Below are 15,084 nucleotides of genomic sequence, written 5' to 3'. Positions count from 1 at the left end.
TCAACCAGCAGATGTTAAACATGAAAAAGCGCCGCTAAACGGCGCTTTTTTTCCTTTATAAAAGTTCACTCTCGAAATCGAGACCGTTCAGGCAACCGGCGTGGATGGGAACAGCGCCTGCAAGGCATCGTAGGATGCCAGCACGGTTTCCATTTGCGCGGTATGGCCCTTGACGAAAGCATCGCCGTAGACCGTTTCATCCGGATATTCGGTGATCAGCGTCAATGGTGCCGTATGGCGGTCATCGACGCCGACAAGGCACGGAAATCCGTTGATGATGCGGAAACCCGTTTCGCCTGCATGCTGCTCGAAAAGCCTGATCTGGGCGTTGTTATAAGCGACCAGCCCGTCAATCGCGGCCAGATGTTTCGTTACGCGGTCGATCAGTTCCTCTGCGTGCCTCTCCCATGAGGCATGGTGGCGGATGATCAGGAAAAAGCCTTTCGGCAGCGTCCACATGGAAAAGGAACGCGGCACATAGCCTGAGAGCGGGCGCGTCCATTCATGCGACGGATAACCATGCAGGTTGACGTGCAGTTTCGCCTCCGTCAGCCTTTCAGCCTCGACACGAATGGCCTTTTCGTAGAGCCCCTCGCCGCTGCGATATTCCAGATCATCACCCAGCGCCGTATAGCGCGCCGCGTGATGCATGTGGTGCGGCTGCAAGGCGCATAGCCGCTTGTGAAGCTCATAGCCGTCTGGATTTTCCTGCGGGGAGATCGTGAAATGCGCGCCTTCGCGCGTGGCAAGCCGATTGGCCGCACGCAACGCGCCGACAACGCCCGTCGTTTCATTGGCATGCTGACCGGCGCTGATCATCATCGCGGCATCGCTGCCCTTGCGATAGGTCGCGCGCACCGCTCTGCCCGAACGGGTTTTTGCCTCAAACGGCTCGCCGCCCAGACGGGCGAGTTCACGGCGGATCTGATCGGCGGAAAGCGGCGCTTGCGCCGTCTCCAGCACCTGTTCTGCCGTCAGCGCGTCATCGGTGGAAAGCGGTCTCGTTTCCACTCTGACCGACGGCTCGGCATCGCAAAAGCAGACTTCCGGCACAATCTGGCCCGGTTGCAACCCACGATCACCCACTGGACGACTGGACTTTTTCTGAAATACTTCAAGCAGCGAGAAATAGATATCCTCGTGCATGGCTTCGGTGAGGCTCAGCGTTTCCTCATCGTAAGGCAGGCGACGGTCGGTGATCGGCAGGCTGACCGTAATGTTCAGTTCATCGAAATAAGGTTCGCCACGCTTCCAGTCATGGGCCGCGATGGTCGAAACCGTGTCATGAAAGAGCTTTTCATAGGATGTCTCGTAGCGCGCGCTTTCAGTCTTGCCGCCTTGCGTGACCGTCAGCCAGCCGGTTGGCGAGACCAGCGTTTCGCCGATGAAATCCACATGCACGCGGTTCGGGGCAAAAACCCGGTGCTTCTCGCTATGACCATCCGCAAAGACCAGATCGACTTCGTAATAAAAATCGTCTTTGTCCGAAGCTGCAAAAGCCACCTCCGCCTCCGGCAGCAGCACTGACAAAGGATAGGTTTCGAGCAGGAAACGGTTCTGCACGCAGGCTTCGTGGCGTGGATAGCGGATCGCAGCCGACTTCAGCGCCGCGCCATCGACTTCTTCCAGAAAGAAATGCAGGAGCGGCTTGTAAGCCGAGCGCAGGCGCGCCTCGACGCCTGCTTCGCGCAGCTTCGTTTCCGCTGCAAAGCGGCTCGGCTGGTCATCGAACAGCCAGGCTTCCACCTTCGCGTCGCGCATTTCCGGTTTCAGAAAATGATCGACAAGCGCATGAACGGTACGCGGATAGGTTTTCTCAAAAAGCACGCTCATCGGGAAGTCCTGCCAATGGGATCAAAGCGGGGTCAAGGCTGTCGCGCAGCCAGTCGCCAAGAAGATTTTGGAATATACCCCGAAAAGGGTGAAACGGTTTTCGGGATGTGCGTATAAACAAATACTGAGAGCGCGTCACCCTAATAGGATAAATGCGACCCGCTTTATAACTTGTGTGAGGGAGCCAGCGATGAGCGGAACGGGACGCGGAGTATGGGATTTCTGGATCGACCGCGGCGGTACGTTTACGGACGTCATCGGGCGGGATCCGCAGGGGCGCCTTCATGCACGCAAGGTTCTCTCCGAAAACCCGTCTGCCTATAAGGACGCCGCCGTTCACGGCATTCGCCTGCATCTGGGCCTGAACTCCGGTGAAACGATTCCCGCCGGTGCCATCGGCGAAGTTCGCATGGGCACGACGGTCGCCACCAATGCGCTTCTGGAGCGCAAGGGCGAGCGGCTGGCCCTTGTTACCACAAGGGGTTTCCGTGATGCGCTGCGCATTGGCTATCAGGAACGCAAGAACATCTTCGCGACCGAAATCATCAAGCCGGAAGCGCTTTATGAAAAGGTCGTGGAACTGAATGAGCGCGTTCAGGCGGATGGCACGGTTGAAACGGCTCTCGATCCCTCCGAGGCCGAAGCCGTACTGGTTGCGCTGAAGAAACAGGGCTACAAATCCGTCGCCATCGCGCTCATGCATGCTTATAAGTTTCCCGCGCATGAGGCTGAAATTGCTCGCATTGCGCGCGGTCTCGACTTCGAGCAGGTCTCCGTTAGCCACGAGGTTTCGCCGCTGATCAAGCTGGTCGGTCGTGGCGACACTACCGTCGTCGATGCCTATCTGTCGCCGGTTCTTCGCCGTTACGTTGCGCAGGTCTCCGATGAGCTGGATGTCGAGCGCACCGGAGCGCGCGTCATGTTCATGATGTCGTCCGGCGGTCTCACGGCAGCAGACCTGTTTCAGGGCAAGGATGCAATCCTGTCTGGCCCGGCTGGCGGCGTTGTCGGCCTCGCCCGAACCGGCGAAACGGCAGGCTTTCCGAAAGTCATCGGCTTTGACATGGGCGGCACCTCCACGGACGTCGCGCATTTCGATGGCGAATATGAACGCGCTTTCGAAACGGAAGTGGCTGGCGTGCGCGTGCGGGCACCGATGATGCTGATCCACACCGTTGCCGCAGGCGGCGGCTCGATCCTGCATTATGACGCCGGACGTTTCCGCGTCGGCCCGGATTCGGCGGGCGCCAATCCCGGTCCAGCCTGCTATCGCAACGGTGGACCGCTCGCCGTTACCGATGCCAATGTCATGCTGGGCAAGCTGTTGCCGGAATTTTTCCCGGCAATCTTTGGCCCGGACCAGAACCAGACGCTCGATGTGGAGCGAGTGCGTGAACTCTTCACCGCGCTCGCAGCCGAAATAGGCGATGGTCGCTCGCCGGAAGCCGTTGCCGATGGATTCATCCGCATTGCGGTGGCCAATATGGTCGAGGCCATCAAGAAAATTTCCGTCCAGCGCGGCTATGACGTGACGCGCTATGCGCTCAACTGCTTTGGCGGTGCGGGTGGCCAGCACGCCTGTCTCGTTGCCGATGCGCTTGGCATGAAGAATATTCTCCTCCATCCAATGTCCGGCCTGCTTTCTGCCTATGGCATGGGCCTGGCCGATATTCGCGCCACCCGTCAAAAGGCGCTCGGCGTCGCGCTCGATCCGGCAGCGCCTTCAGCCCTGAAAGAACTGGGTGAAGAACTGGCGCAGGAATGCGTCGCTGAACTTCTGGCTCAAGGCATAGAGGCCGCAGCCGTGCAGCGTCATCTGCGCGCCCACATCCGCTATGCTGGCACCGACACGGTGCTCTCCGTTGAAGCCACCTTCCCGGCACAAGATAGTGCCGACCGTCTTCGCGCCGAGTTCGAGGCGGCCCATAAGCGCCGTTTCGGCTTCATTGCGGAAAACAAGGCTCTCGTTATCGACGCGGTGGAAGTCGAAGCCGTTGGCGGAGGCGCGGGCGAAACCGAAAGCGCCCAATCGCTCGACAGCGATCTGGAAGCTGCAACCGCCAAGCGGACCCGCTTCTTCTCGCAGGGCGCGTTGCACGACGCGGGCGTTGTCTTGCGCGAGCAGATGCAACGCGGCCAGACTGTTACCGGCCCGGCGATCATCATCGAGAAAAACCAGACCATCGTTATCGAAGATGGCTGGCAGGCCCGCCTGACTGCGCATGACCACGTCGTGCTGACGCGCATCAAGGCGCTGCCCGCGCGCACGGCCATCGGCACCGAAGCCGACCCGGTCATGCTGGAGATTTTCAACAATCTCTTCATGTCCATTGCCGAACAGATGGGCGTTACGCTTCAAAACACTGCCTATTCGGTGAATATCAAGGAGCGTCTCGACTTTTCCTGTGCGGTTTTCGACGCGGCAGGCAATCTTGTCGCCAATGCGCCGCATATGCCGGTGCATCTCGGTTCCATGGATGCGTCGGTCGCCACCGCCATCCGCGAAAACAGCGACATCAAGCCGGGCGATGTGTTCCTCATCAACGCACCTTATAATGGCGGCACCCATCTGCCCGACCTCACCGTCTGCACGCCGGTTTTCGATGACGAGAACCGTGAAATCCGTTTCTGGGTGGCAAGCCGTGGACACCATGCGGATATTGGCGGCATCGCGCCGGGTTCCATGTCGCCGCTTGCGGTCAATATCGAGCAGGAAGGCGTCTATATCGACAATTTCAAGCTGGTAGATCGCGGCACCTTCCGCGAAGAGGCGCTTGCCGCTCTGCTGACTGGCGCGACCTACCCTGTCCGTAACCTGACGCAGAACGTCAACGACCTGAAGGCGCAGATCGCGGCCAACGAAAAGGGCGTGGCCGAGCTGAAAAAGATGATCGGCCTATTCGGCGAGCATGTCGTGAAAGCCTATATGGGCCACGTTCAGGACAATGCCGCCGAAAGCGTGCGCCGCGTACTCGACAAGCTGCCCGACGGCCATTTCACCTATGAGATGGATCAGGGCTGCCAAATCGAGGTGCGCGTCACCATCGACAAGGAAAAGCGCGAAGCGACGGTCGATTTCACCGGCACGTCGGAACAGCGTTCCGACAATTTCAACGCGCCGGAGCCCGTCACCCGCGCGGCTGTGCTTTATGTCTTCCGCGTGCTGGTTGAGGGCGACATTCCGATGAATGCGGGCTGCCTGCGACCGATCAGGATCATTGTGCCGGAAGGCTCGATGCTCTCGCCGCAATATCCAGCGGCGGTCGTGGCGGGCAATGTCGAAGTCAGTCAGGCCGTCACCAACTGCCTGTTTGGCGCGACCAAGGCGATGGCCGCAGCGCAGGGCACGATGAACAATCTGACTTTCGGCAATGATGAATATCAGTATTACGAAACCATCTGTTCCGGCGCGCCCGCCGGTCCCGGTTTCAACGGTGCCGATGCTGTGCACACCCACATGACCAATTCGCGTTTGACCGACCCGGAAATTCTGGAAACCCGGTTCCCCGTCTTGCTGGAAGACTTCCACATCAGAAAAGATTCCGGCGGCAAGGGCAAATGGCACGCGGGCGACGGCACCAGGCGGACGATCCGCGCGCTGAAGACGCTGGAATTTGCCATTCTTTCCGGTCATCGCCGGGTGGCGCCTTTCGGTCTGGAAGGCGGCGAAGCTGGCCAGACCGGCCGCAATGAAGTGCGGCGCAAGGACGGGTCCATCGACGTATTGGGGAATTGCGACCAGACTGTTCTGGAAGCAGGCGAAGCCTTCACCGTCATCACGCCGACTGGTGGCGGATACGGCAAGCCTGAGCAACCGAGATGAATATTAACAAAGCACAACGCCGCCAGCTCATGTCTGGCGGCGTTGTGCATTCAACCGGGATAAAACCGGGCAAAATCAATGCGTGCCGACGCATTTGCGAACGGTTTTTCCACCCTTTCGGTCCACCCCGAAAAATGTTAGAATTATTCACCCAAATTCGATCTATAATTAGGATTCAATCCTAATAATTGCGTCTTTACCGTCGTTTTGGACGCATCTTTAGAATTAAATTTCTGCGATCAATAGAACATCAACCAGTTCACGGATACCGAAAATGAAATTCGCTCAGATCATCGCTACGGCAGGCCTCATTCAAGCAGCTCTCTTCACCGGCGCAATGGCCGGAGAAAATCTCGACGCCATCAAGTCGGCGGGCGTTCTGAAGATCGGCACGGAAGGCACCTATGCGCCTTTCACCTATCACGACAAGGAAAACAAGCTCGTCGGCTTCGACGTGGAAATCGGTGAAGCCGTGGCCGCCAAGCTCGGCGTGAAGCCGGAATTCATCGAAGGCAAGTGGGACGGCCTCATCGCCGGTCTCGACGTCAATCGTTATGATGCCGTCATCAATCAGGTTGGCATCACCGAAGAGCGCAAGAAGAAGTTCAACTTCTCCAACCCTTACATCGTTTCCAAGGTTGTTCTGATCGTCAACGACAAGAACGACACGATCAAGGACTTTGCCGATCTGAAGGGCAAGAAGTCGGCACAGTCGCTGACCAGTAACTACGGCAAGCTCGCCAAGGAAGCCGGTGCGGAACTTGTGGCGACCGATGGTTTCGACCAGTCGATCCAGCTCGTCCTGACGGGCCGCGCCGATGCGACGCTCAATGACAGCCTGTCCTTCCTTGACTTCAAGAAGCAGCAGCCGAAGGCTCCGGTCAAGATCGCCGCAGAGAAGGAAAATGCTGACGCTTCGGGCATCATCGTTCGCAAGGGCGACGACGACCTCGTCGCAGCCATCAACAAGGCGCTGGACGATATCAAGGCCGATGGCACCTACGACAAGATTGCGCAGAAATATTTCGGTCAGGACGTTTCCAAGTAAGCTTCCGGATACATAAACGATGAAGCCGGAATTCATTTCCGGCTTCTTTTATTGTGTAGTAGAAAATTATTCCCACTGAATTTCAGAGATCGTTTTCCACAAACAGTATAAGATGAATGAAAGTGCCTTGCCGGTGCCTGATCATCTCGATTTGAACCGACACTGCTTTGTGTGCGAAGGAGCAGACCCCAGTGCCTGACTGGCTACAACTCATGATCGAGTCGCTCCCGACCCTTCTCTGGGCGGGGCTGATCTTCACAATTCCACTGACATTGCTGTCCTTCATTTTTGGTTTGGCGCTGGCGCTTCTGACGGCCCTCGTCCGGCTTTTCGCGCCGGTCTGGCTCTCGTCGATTGCACGCTTCTATGTCTGGATATTCCGTGGCACGCCGCTACTGGTGCAGCTTTTCGTGATCTTCTATGGCTTACCGAGCATTGGCATTTATCTCGATGCGTTCCCGGCAGCCCTCATTGGCTTCACGTTGAATGTCGGTGCCTATAGTTCGGAAATCATCCGCGCGGTCATCTCATCCGTGCCCAAGGGGCAGTGGGAAGCCGCATACTCCATCGGCATGAGCTGGCGTCAGGCGCTGACCCGCACCGTGTTGCCGCAGGCGACCAGAATCGCCGTGCCGCCGCTTTCCAACACTTTCATTTCGCTTGTGAAAGATACCTCGCTTGCCGCCGCCATCACCGTGCCGGAGCTTTTCCAGTCGGCACAGCGTATCGTCGCCACCACCTATGAACCGCTGATCCTCTATATCGAGGCCGCGCTGATCTATCTTGCGTTGAGTTCGATATTGTCGGCCCTTCAGGTACGGCTTGAACGACGCTTCGGGCGCTATGGCGGCACGCTGGAGACAAACGCATGATCGAGCTGAAACACATCGTCAAGCGTTTCGACGACGCTGTTATCCTCAACGACATCAATGTCACGATCTCTGAAGGCTCGGTGACAGCTCTCGTCGGCCCATCGGGTGGCGGCAAGAGCACGCTTCTGCGCTGCATCAACCTGCTGGAAGTACCGACATCCGGCACGTTATCGCTCGGCGGACAGACGCTGACTTTCGAGCCGGGGCGCAAGCCAAGCTGGCAGGCCATTCAGTCCATTCGCCGCCAGACCGGCATGGTGTTTCAGAATTTCCAGCTGTTTCCGCATCAGACCGCGATCCAGAATGTCATGGAAAGCCTCGTCACCGTGCTGAAATGGCCGAAAGCCAAGGCCCGCGAACGCGCGATGGAACTGTTGCAGAAAGTGGGCATGGCCCATAAGGCCGACGCCTGGCCATCGACCTTGTCCGGTGGGCAGCAGCAGCGCATCGCGATTGCCCGTGCGCTGGCGCCTTCGCCACGCGTGCTGCTGTGCGACGAACCCACTTCGGCGCTCGATCCTGAACTTGCCTCGGAAGTGGTGGATGTGCTGAGCAAACTTGCCAAGGAAGGCACGACGATGGTGATTGCCACCCACGATCTGCGCCTCGCCTCGAAGATTTCGCAGAATGTGGTGTTTCTGGAATCGGGCAATATTGTCGAGACCGGCTCTGCGCATGAAGTTTTCACGCGCCCATCCCGCGAGCGTACCAAGCAGTTTGTCGCAACCATCAACGCCGCGCACACTTACGACATCTGACCGGACATTTTGCTTTCAAAAGGGGGCTTTCGTGTTTGCGAAGGCCCTCTCATTTTTCGCCTTGGCGCAATTCATTCGTTCTTTTCAAAATTTTCCGCCGAGTCTCACCGGCCTGCCCCTTGGTAAAAGAGGAAACCGCTGTTACATTAAGGGCAACGTAATAATTCAAGCGTCCAGCTTGCGTCCTGACGGTTCGCGCGGCGCTTATAAGGATCAGTACCTTGAAAAACCCCGAGGAGCGCCCCGTAGAAAAGGCGCATCAAGGGGCGTCCGGCGGACAATCGGGAAATGCTCAAGCCCGGAGTCCGTCCCACAACGGCAAGCGCAAAGCGCGCAAGGAAGCCGTTGCAGAAGCGGGCAATGCGCGTAGCGCACCCGATTCAGGATGCCCAAAGCCGCAAAGTGAAGCGGACGACAAGGGTTCCGGCAGCCAGCGGAAGCGTGCGCGCCGTCGTCACCGTGGCAAAGCGGGACGGCGACCGGAAGCAGCTGTTGCACAGAAAGCTGCGGAAGAAGCCGCGCATCAGGAAGCCAAGTCTCCCGGCAAAATTTCGAATCGTCGCCGACGCGCCCGCAAGAAGAAGCAGGCGCAGCAGCAGACGAATGCCGCGCCGCGGGCCGCTGAACACACCGCCAAGCAAGGCCACGAAACCCCGCGCCGTGACAACCATGCGCAGGCATCGTCTCAAGCCAAGCGCAAGAACGGCACGGCACAGCCTCCACGGCACTACCACACCGAAGCGCCGCTTTATGCCGCGCTCGACCTTGGCACCAACAATTGCCGCCTGCTGGTTGCATCGCCGACCCGGCCGGGACAGTTTCGCGTTGTGGATGCTTTTTCGCGGATCGTGCGCCTCGGCGAAGGCTTGAGCGCGACTGGCAGACTGAGCGACAACGCCATGCTGCGCGCCATTGAAGCGCTCAAGATTTGCCGCGACAAGCTGGCGGGCAAGAAAATTCGCCGTTCGCGTCTGATTGCGACGGAGGCTTGCCGCGCGGCTTCCAACGGCGAAGAGTTTCTGGAGCGTGTCCGCGAGGAAACCGGACTTGAACTGGAAATCGTCGATCGCCAGACCGAGGCGCGTCTGGCCGTTTCGGGCTGCGGAACGCTGGTGGCGCGCGAAACGGAAGCCGTGGTGCTGTTCGATATTGGCGGCGGTTCATCCGAAATCGCGCTGATCGACGTTTCACAACGCCGTTCGCCGCGTCTTGCCGAACACATCATGGCATGGACGTCGCTGCCCGTTGGGGTCGTGACCCTTGCCGAGCGTTTCGGTGGGCGCAATGTCACGCAGGAAAGTTTCGAGGCGATGGTCGGTCATGTGACCGAGCTTCTGTCCAGCTTTGCCGAACGGCACTGCTTGGGCCAACTGGCTTCAAGCCCGCGTTTCCATTTGCTCGGCACATCCGGTACGGTGACCACACTGGCGGGTATTCATCTCGGTCTCGAACGCTATGATCGTCGCCGCGTCGATGGCATGTGGATGGGCTCGGAAGATGTGACGCAGATGACGAGCCGCCTCCTCTCCTGGGATTTCGAGGCGCGGGTGGCAAATCCATGCATCGGTGCGGACAGGGCCGATCTGGTTCTCGCAGGCTGCGCCATTCTCGATGCCATCCGCAAGGTTTGGCCGAGTGAAAAACTTCTGGTGGCGGATCGCGGTTTGCGTGAAGGCATCCTGACCGAACTGATGTCGCGCGACGGCGCATGGCGGCACAATCGTGCGCAATTGCGCCAATAAATGCGCTGTTGGCGCTAGAACAGGCAACTGAAAATGAGCAAAGCAGGCGGAAACAAGGGCGGCACGAAGACGGGCGCCAAAACTGGTGGGCGTGGTGGTGCGGGCACCAGCAATCTGCACGTGCGCGTGAAGAAAAAGGCAGGCACGATCAAGGAATCCTCGCGTCGCTGGCTGCTGCGTCACCTGAACGACCCCTATGTGCACAAGTCCAAGCAGGACGGCTATCGTTCGCGCGCGGCCTATAAGCTGATCGAAATCAACGACCGCTATGACCTGCTCAAGAAGGGGCAGAAGATCATCGATCTTGGCGCAGCACCGGGCGGCTGGTCGCAGATTGCGGCCAAGATCGTCGGCTCCACCGATGAAAACCCGCATGTCGTCGGCATCGACTATCTGCATGTCGATCCGCTGCCGGGCGTTATCCTGCTTGAAATGGACTTTCTTGATGATGAAGCACCCCAGAAGCTGATGGAAGCGCTTGGCGACAAGCCAGATCTCGTCATTTCCGATATGGCGGCACCTACCACCGGCCACCGTCGCACCGACCATCTGCGCACCGTGCATCTGTGTGAAGTGGCGGCTGATTTTGCGGTCTCGGTGCTCAAGCCCGGCGGCCACTTCCTGACCAAGACATTTCAGGGCGGCACGGAAAACGAGCTTCTGGCCATGCTGAAGCAGAAATTCCGCTCCGTGCATCACGTCAAACCGCCCGCATCGCGCGCGGAATCGGTGGAGCTTTATCTGCTCGCACGTGACTTCAAAGGCTGATTTTCAAACGAAATCGCAAAGTCACGACAGGGGCCCCCACGGCCCCTTTTATTTGCCCGCCGACGAGTTTGCCGCTTCGACTACAGCACGCTCCGTGCTCTTCGGTTTAACGACAGTCGGCCCGGCCAATTCGTGACCGGCATCGGGCGAAAGCCGCGCGAACCAGAAGAATGCCACTGCGGAGACCAAAGCCACCACGATAAAGCCGACGTGGAAATCGACCAAAGCAAGCGGCGCACCGCGCAAGCCACTGCTGATTTCCAGAACGCCGCCGGCAAGCGCAACGCCAATCGCCAGCGAAACCTGCTGTGCAACGGCGGTCATCGGCGTGGCCTGACTGGTCTTCTCATCCGGAATTTCCGCATAGGCCAGCGCATTGACGCCGGTAAAGAACAGGGAGCGCGCAAAGCCGCCGACCAGCAGGAAGCCGAGAATGATCCAGATCGGCGTTGCAGGCGTGAACAGGCTGTTTACCGCGATGAAACCCGCCGAAATGATCGAACCCGCCATCAAGGCGCGCCGGAAACCGATCCGAGCGAAAATCCGTTTTGCACCGAACTTCATGCTGATAGCGCCGATGGCTGACACGAAGGTTATCATGCCCGACTGGAACGGCGAGAACCCGAAGCCGAGCTGGAACATCAGCGGCAGCAGAAACGGAATTGCGCCAATGCCAAAGCGGAAAATACTGCCGCCGAACACTGCCGAACGGAAAACCTGATTGTCGAACAGCCGCAGATCGAGCAGCGGATCGGCGCTGCGCCGGGCATGGCCGATGTAAAGCACCGAGCAGATCAGACCGACAGCCAGAGTGACCAAGCCAACGGCGGGCGGCAACGCCGGAAGGCTGACCACTGAGAGGCCGAAGACCACACCAGACATGGCGATGCCGGAAAGAACGAAACCCGGCCAGTCGAGACGCTTGACGATGCGCTCGTCATTATCGGGCAGGAAGCGGGTGGCGAACCAGATACCGACAGCGCCGATGGGCACATTGATCAGGAATATCCAGTGCCACGTGAGAAAGGTCGTGATGAAGCCGCCGACTGGCGGGCCGACCAACGGGCCGACCATGGCCGGGATCGTCAGCCACGCCATGGCGGAGACAAGTTCGCTGCGCGGTGTGGAGCGGATAAGCACAAGGCGCCCCACCGGCGTCATCATCGCGCCGCCCATGCCCTGCAAGAAGCGCGCAACCACGAAGGCGGTCAGCGAGTTTGCCGCTGCACAGGCAATCGAACCGACGACGAAGACGGCAATGGCCGCGCGAAAGACATTTTTGGCGCCAAACCGATCAGCCATCCAGCCGCTGACTGGAATGAACACCGCGAGCGCAACCAGATAGGCCGTCAGCGCCAGCTTGAGCGCAATCGGGCTAGTGCCGATATCTGCAGCAATTGCTGGCAAAGATGTCGAAATGACATTCGAATCCATCTGCTCCATGAAAAGAGCAATAGCCAGCACAAGTGGAATGATGCGGTTCACGATGAATATCCGAATAAGCCGTGCTTTTTACATAAAGCCTGCCGAAGCTATGTCGAGCTTATAGATAGATTGCTAGCCAATTTTTTCTCACATTGTGGTGACTTGGCGGCAATTTTCGCGGCTGGACCGCGAGCGCGGGCTGTAGGCAGCCATTTTTCTCACGGCAAATTTCAATCGTTCACAATTGTGTAAAGCGGGGTTGCGCTCTCCGTAACGGACTGTTACATTCGGTAACAGTTTCACGAGGCTTCGAGTCTGGAAGGGGTGGTCCCGGCTCAAGGAGGTAGGAAATGAACGATATTACGAGAACTGCACTTGTTTATGGCATGATGATCATTTCGCTGAACACGGCGCTTGCGGTCGGTCTTCTGGGACTGGATTTTCTGCGCTGAGTTGACCGCCCGATGAGGCTGGTCCAGTGCTTGCGATGTTCATAGATCGAATTTGATTTTGCCCTCCAGGCAAATTATGAAAAAGAGCGCTTCCGATTGGTCGGAAGCGCTCTTTTCGTTTTGGCTTTGAACGGCGAGCCAGAATGGGGAAGCGGTTTAAAGCATGTCGCTGTTAACCGGCTTCGGGATTCCCGTTTGGCTTGATCTGTGATTCACTTGTCTCATGGAAGGAGATGCACCATGGGCAAGCCGCATCCGATTGAGTTGCGTGAGCGTGTCGTTGCGTTTGTGAATGAGGGCAATAGTCACCGGGAAGCCGCTCGGCATTTCCGTGTTTCGCCTCGGTTCGTCAACAACATGATGATCCTGCATCGGTCATCCGGCTGTCTGGCCGCCGCCAGGCAGGGCCACCCGCCTGGTAGTGTGAAGCTTTTGGCTCATGGTGATTGGGTCCGCGAGCAGATGTCCGCCCGTGGCGAAACGACTTTGGACGAACTGTGCGTTGCGCTCGCGGAGCGCGGTATTGAAGTCCACCGCGCCACGGCCGGGCGATTTCTACACCGACTTGGGCTGAGTAATAAAAAAAAGCCTCAAGGCAAGCGAGCAGCGTAGACCAGAGATCGCCAAGACGCGTGATCTTTGGATCAATCGCCGAAAGCGGTTCTTCAACAAGGCCTTGTCGCGTCTCATCTTTATCGATGAGACTTCCACAAATACGCGCCTGACAAAACGCACCGGATGGTCTACCAAAGGCAGGCGCTTTGCCGCCTATGCGCCCTTCGGAAAATGGAAGACACAGACCTTCATTGCCGGACTGCGCTGCCATGGCCTGACCGCGCCATGGATCGTCGATGCACCGATGAACAGCCGCATCTTCGAAACCTGGATCGAGACACAGCTTGTGCCGACACTGTCAGCCGGTGATATAGTCATCCTCGACAATGTCGGCTTCCACAAAAGCCAGAAGGCTGAGCAACTCGTCAAGGCAAAGGGCGCTTGGTTTCTCTTCCTGCCGCCCTATTCGCCGGACCTGAACCCAATCGAAATGGCTTTCTCAAAACTCAAAGCACTTCTGAGAAAGCGAGCAGCACGCAGCTTCGACGCCATCTCAAAAGCACTTGGCGATATCATCAGTCTCTTCTCCATCAATGAATGCCAGAACTTCTTTAAGGCTGCTGGGTATGAGGCCGAATAAATGCGACACGCTTTAGATACCGATTTCCCGTATCTGGCGAATGTTGTTCTACAGAATCCGTGCCTGGCTCGTCGGATCGAAGAACACCGACTTGTCGAGATTGAAGGCGAGCCGCGATGCCTGCCCGGCAGCGATGCGCGCATCGGCGCGCAGCCGGGCGACCACATGCTTGCCGCCAAGACGGGTTACCGCGAACGTGTCCGACCCTGCCGGTTCGACCACGTCGATCAGGCAATCGCCTTCCACGACAGCGCCCGCATTGCGATCCGCGCCGTCGGGATCAGTCAGGGCTTCCGGACGAATGCCGAAGACAACCTGTTTCCCCACATAGTCACCAAGCTTCTGCGGCGCATTCTTCAGCGGCAGCGTCAGGGCTTGACCGTCCCCGCGGTCGAGCGAGATTGCATAATCCGTGCCGTTCTTCTCCACTGCAACGGTCAGCAGGTTCATCGCCGGTGAACCCATGAAATCCGCCACGAACATGTTGGACGGATTGTTATAAATCTCCGCAGGCGTGCCGAACTGCTGCAAGACGCCGTCTTTCAGCACCGCGATTTTGGTTGCCAGCGTCATGGCTTCGATCTGGTCATGCGTGACATAGACAATAGTGGTTTTCATGCGGTTGTGCAGCCGCTTGATTTCGGTGCGCATATCCACACGCAGCTTCGCATCGAGGTTCGACAGCGGTTCATCGAACAGGAAGACCTGCGGATTGCGCACCAATGCGCGGCCCATGGCGACGCGCTGGCGCTGACCACCGGAAAGCTGGCTCGGCTTGCGGTCGAGCAGATGCCCGATCTGCAACATGTCGGCCACTTCCTGAATGGCCTTGTCGCGCTCGGGCTTCGGAACTTTGCGGATTTCCATGCCGAAAGCGATGTTTCCGGCAACCGTCATGTTCGGATAAAGCGCATAGGACTGGAAGACCATCGCGATATCGCGTTGGGATGGATGCAGGCCGGCAACCGATTTGCCGTTGATGGCGATGTCGCCGGAGGTGATCGGCTCAAGACCGGCAATCGTGTTGAGCAGCGTGGACTTGCCGCAACCCGACGGGCCAACGAGAACCAGAAAGCCGCCTTCTTCAATCTCGATATTGATGTTTTTCAGGATCGAGACGGTGCCATAGGATTTGTAGAGATCGGTAATTTTCAGAAATGACATATTG

At 58.1% G+C, this 15,084-nt stretch carries 11 protein-coding genes; 8 read left to right on the top strand and 3 right to left on the bottom strand.

Annotated elements, in window-relative coordinates:
- Window positions 1-87 precede the first annotated feature (87 nt).
- Window positions 88-1,833 carry a M14 family metallopeptidase gene (locus WIX40_RS07730; protein WP_339439695.1) on the bottom strand — a complete coding sequence of 582 codons (1,746 nt, stop codon included), beginning with the start codon at window positions 1,831-1,833 and terminating at the stop codon, window positions 88-90.
- 190 nt (window positions 1,834-2,023) lie between these two features.
- Between WIX40_RS07730 and WIX40_RS07725 the strand changes: the two genes are divergently transcribed.
- From WIX40_RS07725 to WIX40_RS07700, 6 genes are all read left to right on the top strand, one after another.
- Entirely contained in the window at window positions 2,024-5,656 is a 3,633-nt protein-coding gene (locus WIX40_RS07725; protein WP_339439693.1) for a hydantoinase B/oxoprolinase family protein, read from the top strand.
- A gap of 274 nt (window positions 5,657-5,930) precedes the next feature.
- Window positions 5,931-6,704, top strand: a complete 774-nt coding sequence (locus WIX40_RS07720) for an amino acid ABC transporter substrate-binding protein (RefSeq protein WP_339439691.1) — start codon at window positions 5,931-5,933, stop codon at window positions 6,702-6,704.
- A 191-nt stretch (window positions 6,705-6,895) separates the two neighbouring features.
- The gene (locus WIX40_RS07715) at window positions 6,896-7,576 is read left to right on the top strand and encodes an amino acid ABC transporter permease (protein WP_140023883.1); all 681 of its coding nucleotides are present in this window, start codon (window positions 6,896-6,898) and stop codon (window positions 7,574-7,576) included.
- Complete coding sequence (locus WIX40_RS07710; protein ID WP_109367225.1) at window positions 7,573-8,334, top strand: amino acid ABC transporter ATP-binding protein; 762 nt, start codon at window positions 7,573-7,575, stop codon at window positions 8,332-8,334. Before WIX40_RS07715 ends, WIX40_RS07710 begins: the two co-directional genes overlap by 4 nt.
- Before the next feature lie 221 nt (window positions 8,335-8,555).
- Window positions 8,556-10,076, top strand: a complete 1,521-nt coding sequence (locus tag WIX40_RS07705; RefSeq protein ID WP_339439687.1) for a Ppx/GppA phosphatase family protein — start codon at window positions 8,556-8,558, stop codon at window positions 10,074-10,076.
- A gap of 33 nt (window positions 10,077-10,109) precedes the next feature.
- Complete coding sequence (locus WIX40_RS07700; protein WP_151590708.1) at window positions 10,110-10,844, top strand: RlmE family RNA methyltransferase; 735 nt, start codon at window positions 10,110-10,112, stop codon at window positions 10,842-10,844.
- Between the two features lie 48 nt (window positions 10,845-10,892).
- Here the strand turns inward: WIX40_RS07700 and WIX40_RS07695 are convergent, their stop codons facing one another.
- Entirely contained in the window at window positions 10,893-12,329 is a 1,437-nt protein-coding gene (locus tag WIX40_RS07695; protein ID WP_339439680.1) for a DHA2 family efflux MFS transporter permease subunit, read from the bottom strand.
- Window positions 12,330-12,961: 632 nt separating this feature from the next.
- Between WIX40_RS07695 and WIX40_RS07690 the strand changes: the two genes are divergently transcribed.
- Both WIX40_RS07690 and WIX40_RS07685 read left to right on the top strand, forming a co-directional pair.
- Window positions 12,962-13,333, top strand: a complete 372-nt coding sequence (locus WIX40_RS07690; RefSeq protein ID WP_339439678.1) for a transposase — start codon at window positions 12,962-12,964, stop codon at window positions 13,331-13,333.
- A 64-nt stretch (window positions 13,334-13,397) separates the two neighbouring features.
- Entirely contained in the window at window positions 13,398-13,916 is a 519-nt protein-coding gene (locus tag WIX40_RS07685) for an IS630 family transposase (protein ID WP_011982875.1), read from the top strand.
- A gap of 48 nt (window positions 13,917-13,964) precedes the next feature.
- Here WIX40_RS07685 and WIX40_RS07680 read toward each other — a convergent pair whose 3' ends face one another.
- Window positions 13,965-15,080, bottom strand: a complete 1,116-nt coding sequence (locus WIX40_RS07680; RefSeq protein WP_339439674.1) for an ABC transporter ATP-binding protein — start codon at window positions 15,078-15,080, stop codon at window positions 13,965-13,967.
- Window positions 15,081-15,084: the final 4 nt, after the last annotated feature.

The sequence above is a fragment of the Ochrobactrum teleogrylli genome, assembly GCF_037482325.1.
Taxonomy (GTDB): Bacteria; Pseudomonadota; Alphaproteobacteria; order Rhizobiales; family Rhizobiaceae; genus Brucella; species Brucella teleogrylli.
This window is presented reverse-complemented; position numbering and strand designations above follow the sequence as displayed.

What these genes read in the sequence shown, in the direction of transcription:
- WIX40_RS07725 (WP_339439693.1), top strand. Translation starts at nt 2,024, where the DNA reads ATGAGCGGAACGGGACGCGGAGTATGGGATTTCTGGATCGACCGCGGC.
- WIX40_RS07690 (WP_339439678.1), top strand. Translation starts at nt 12,962, where the DNA reads ATGGGCAAGCCGCATCCGATTGAGTTGCGTGAGCGTGTCGTTGCGTTT.
- WIX40_RS07720 (WP_339439691.1), top strand. Translation starts at nt 5,931, where the DNA reads ATGAAATTCGCTCAGATCATCGCTACGGCAGGCCTCATTCAAGCAGCT.
- WIX40_RS07680 (WP_339439674.1), bottom strand. Translation starts at nt 15,080, where the DNA reads ATGTCATTTCTGAAAATTACCGATCTCTACAAATCCTATGGCACCGTC.
- WIX40_RS07730 (WP_339439695.1), bottom strand. Translation starts at nt 1,833, where the DNA reads ATGAGCGTGCTTTTTGAGAAAACCTATCCGCGTACCGTTCATGCGCTT.
- WIX40_RS07700 (WP_151590708.1), top strand. Translation starts at nt 10,110, where the DNA reads ATGAGCAAAGCAGGCGGAAACAAGGGCGGCACGAAGACGGGCGCCAAA.
- WIX40_RS07710 (WP_109367225.1), top strand. Translation starts at nt 7,573, where the DNA reads ATGATCGAGCTGAAACACATCGTCAAGCGTTTCGACGACGCTGTTATC.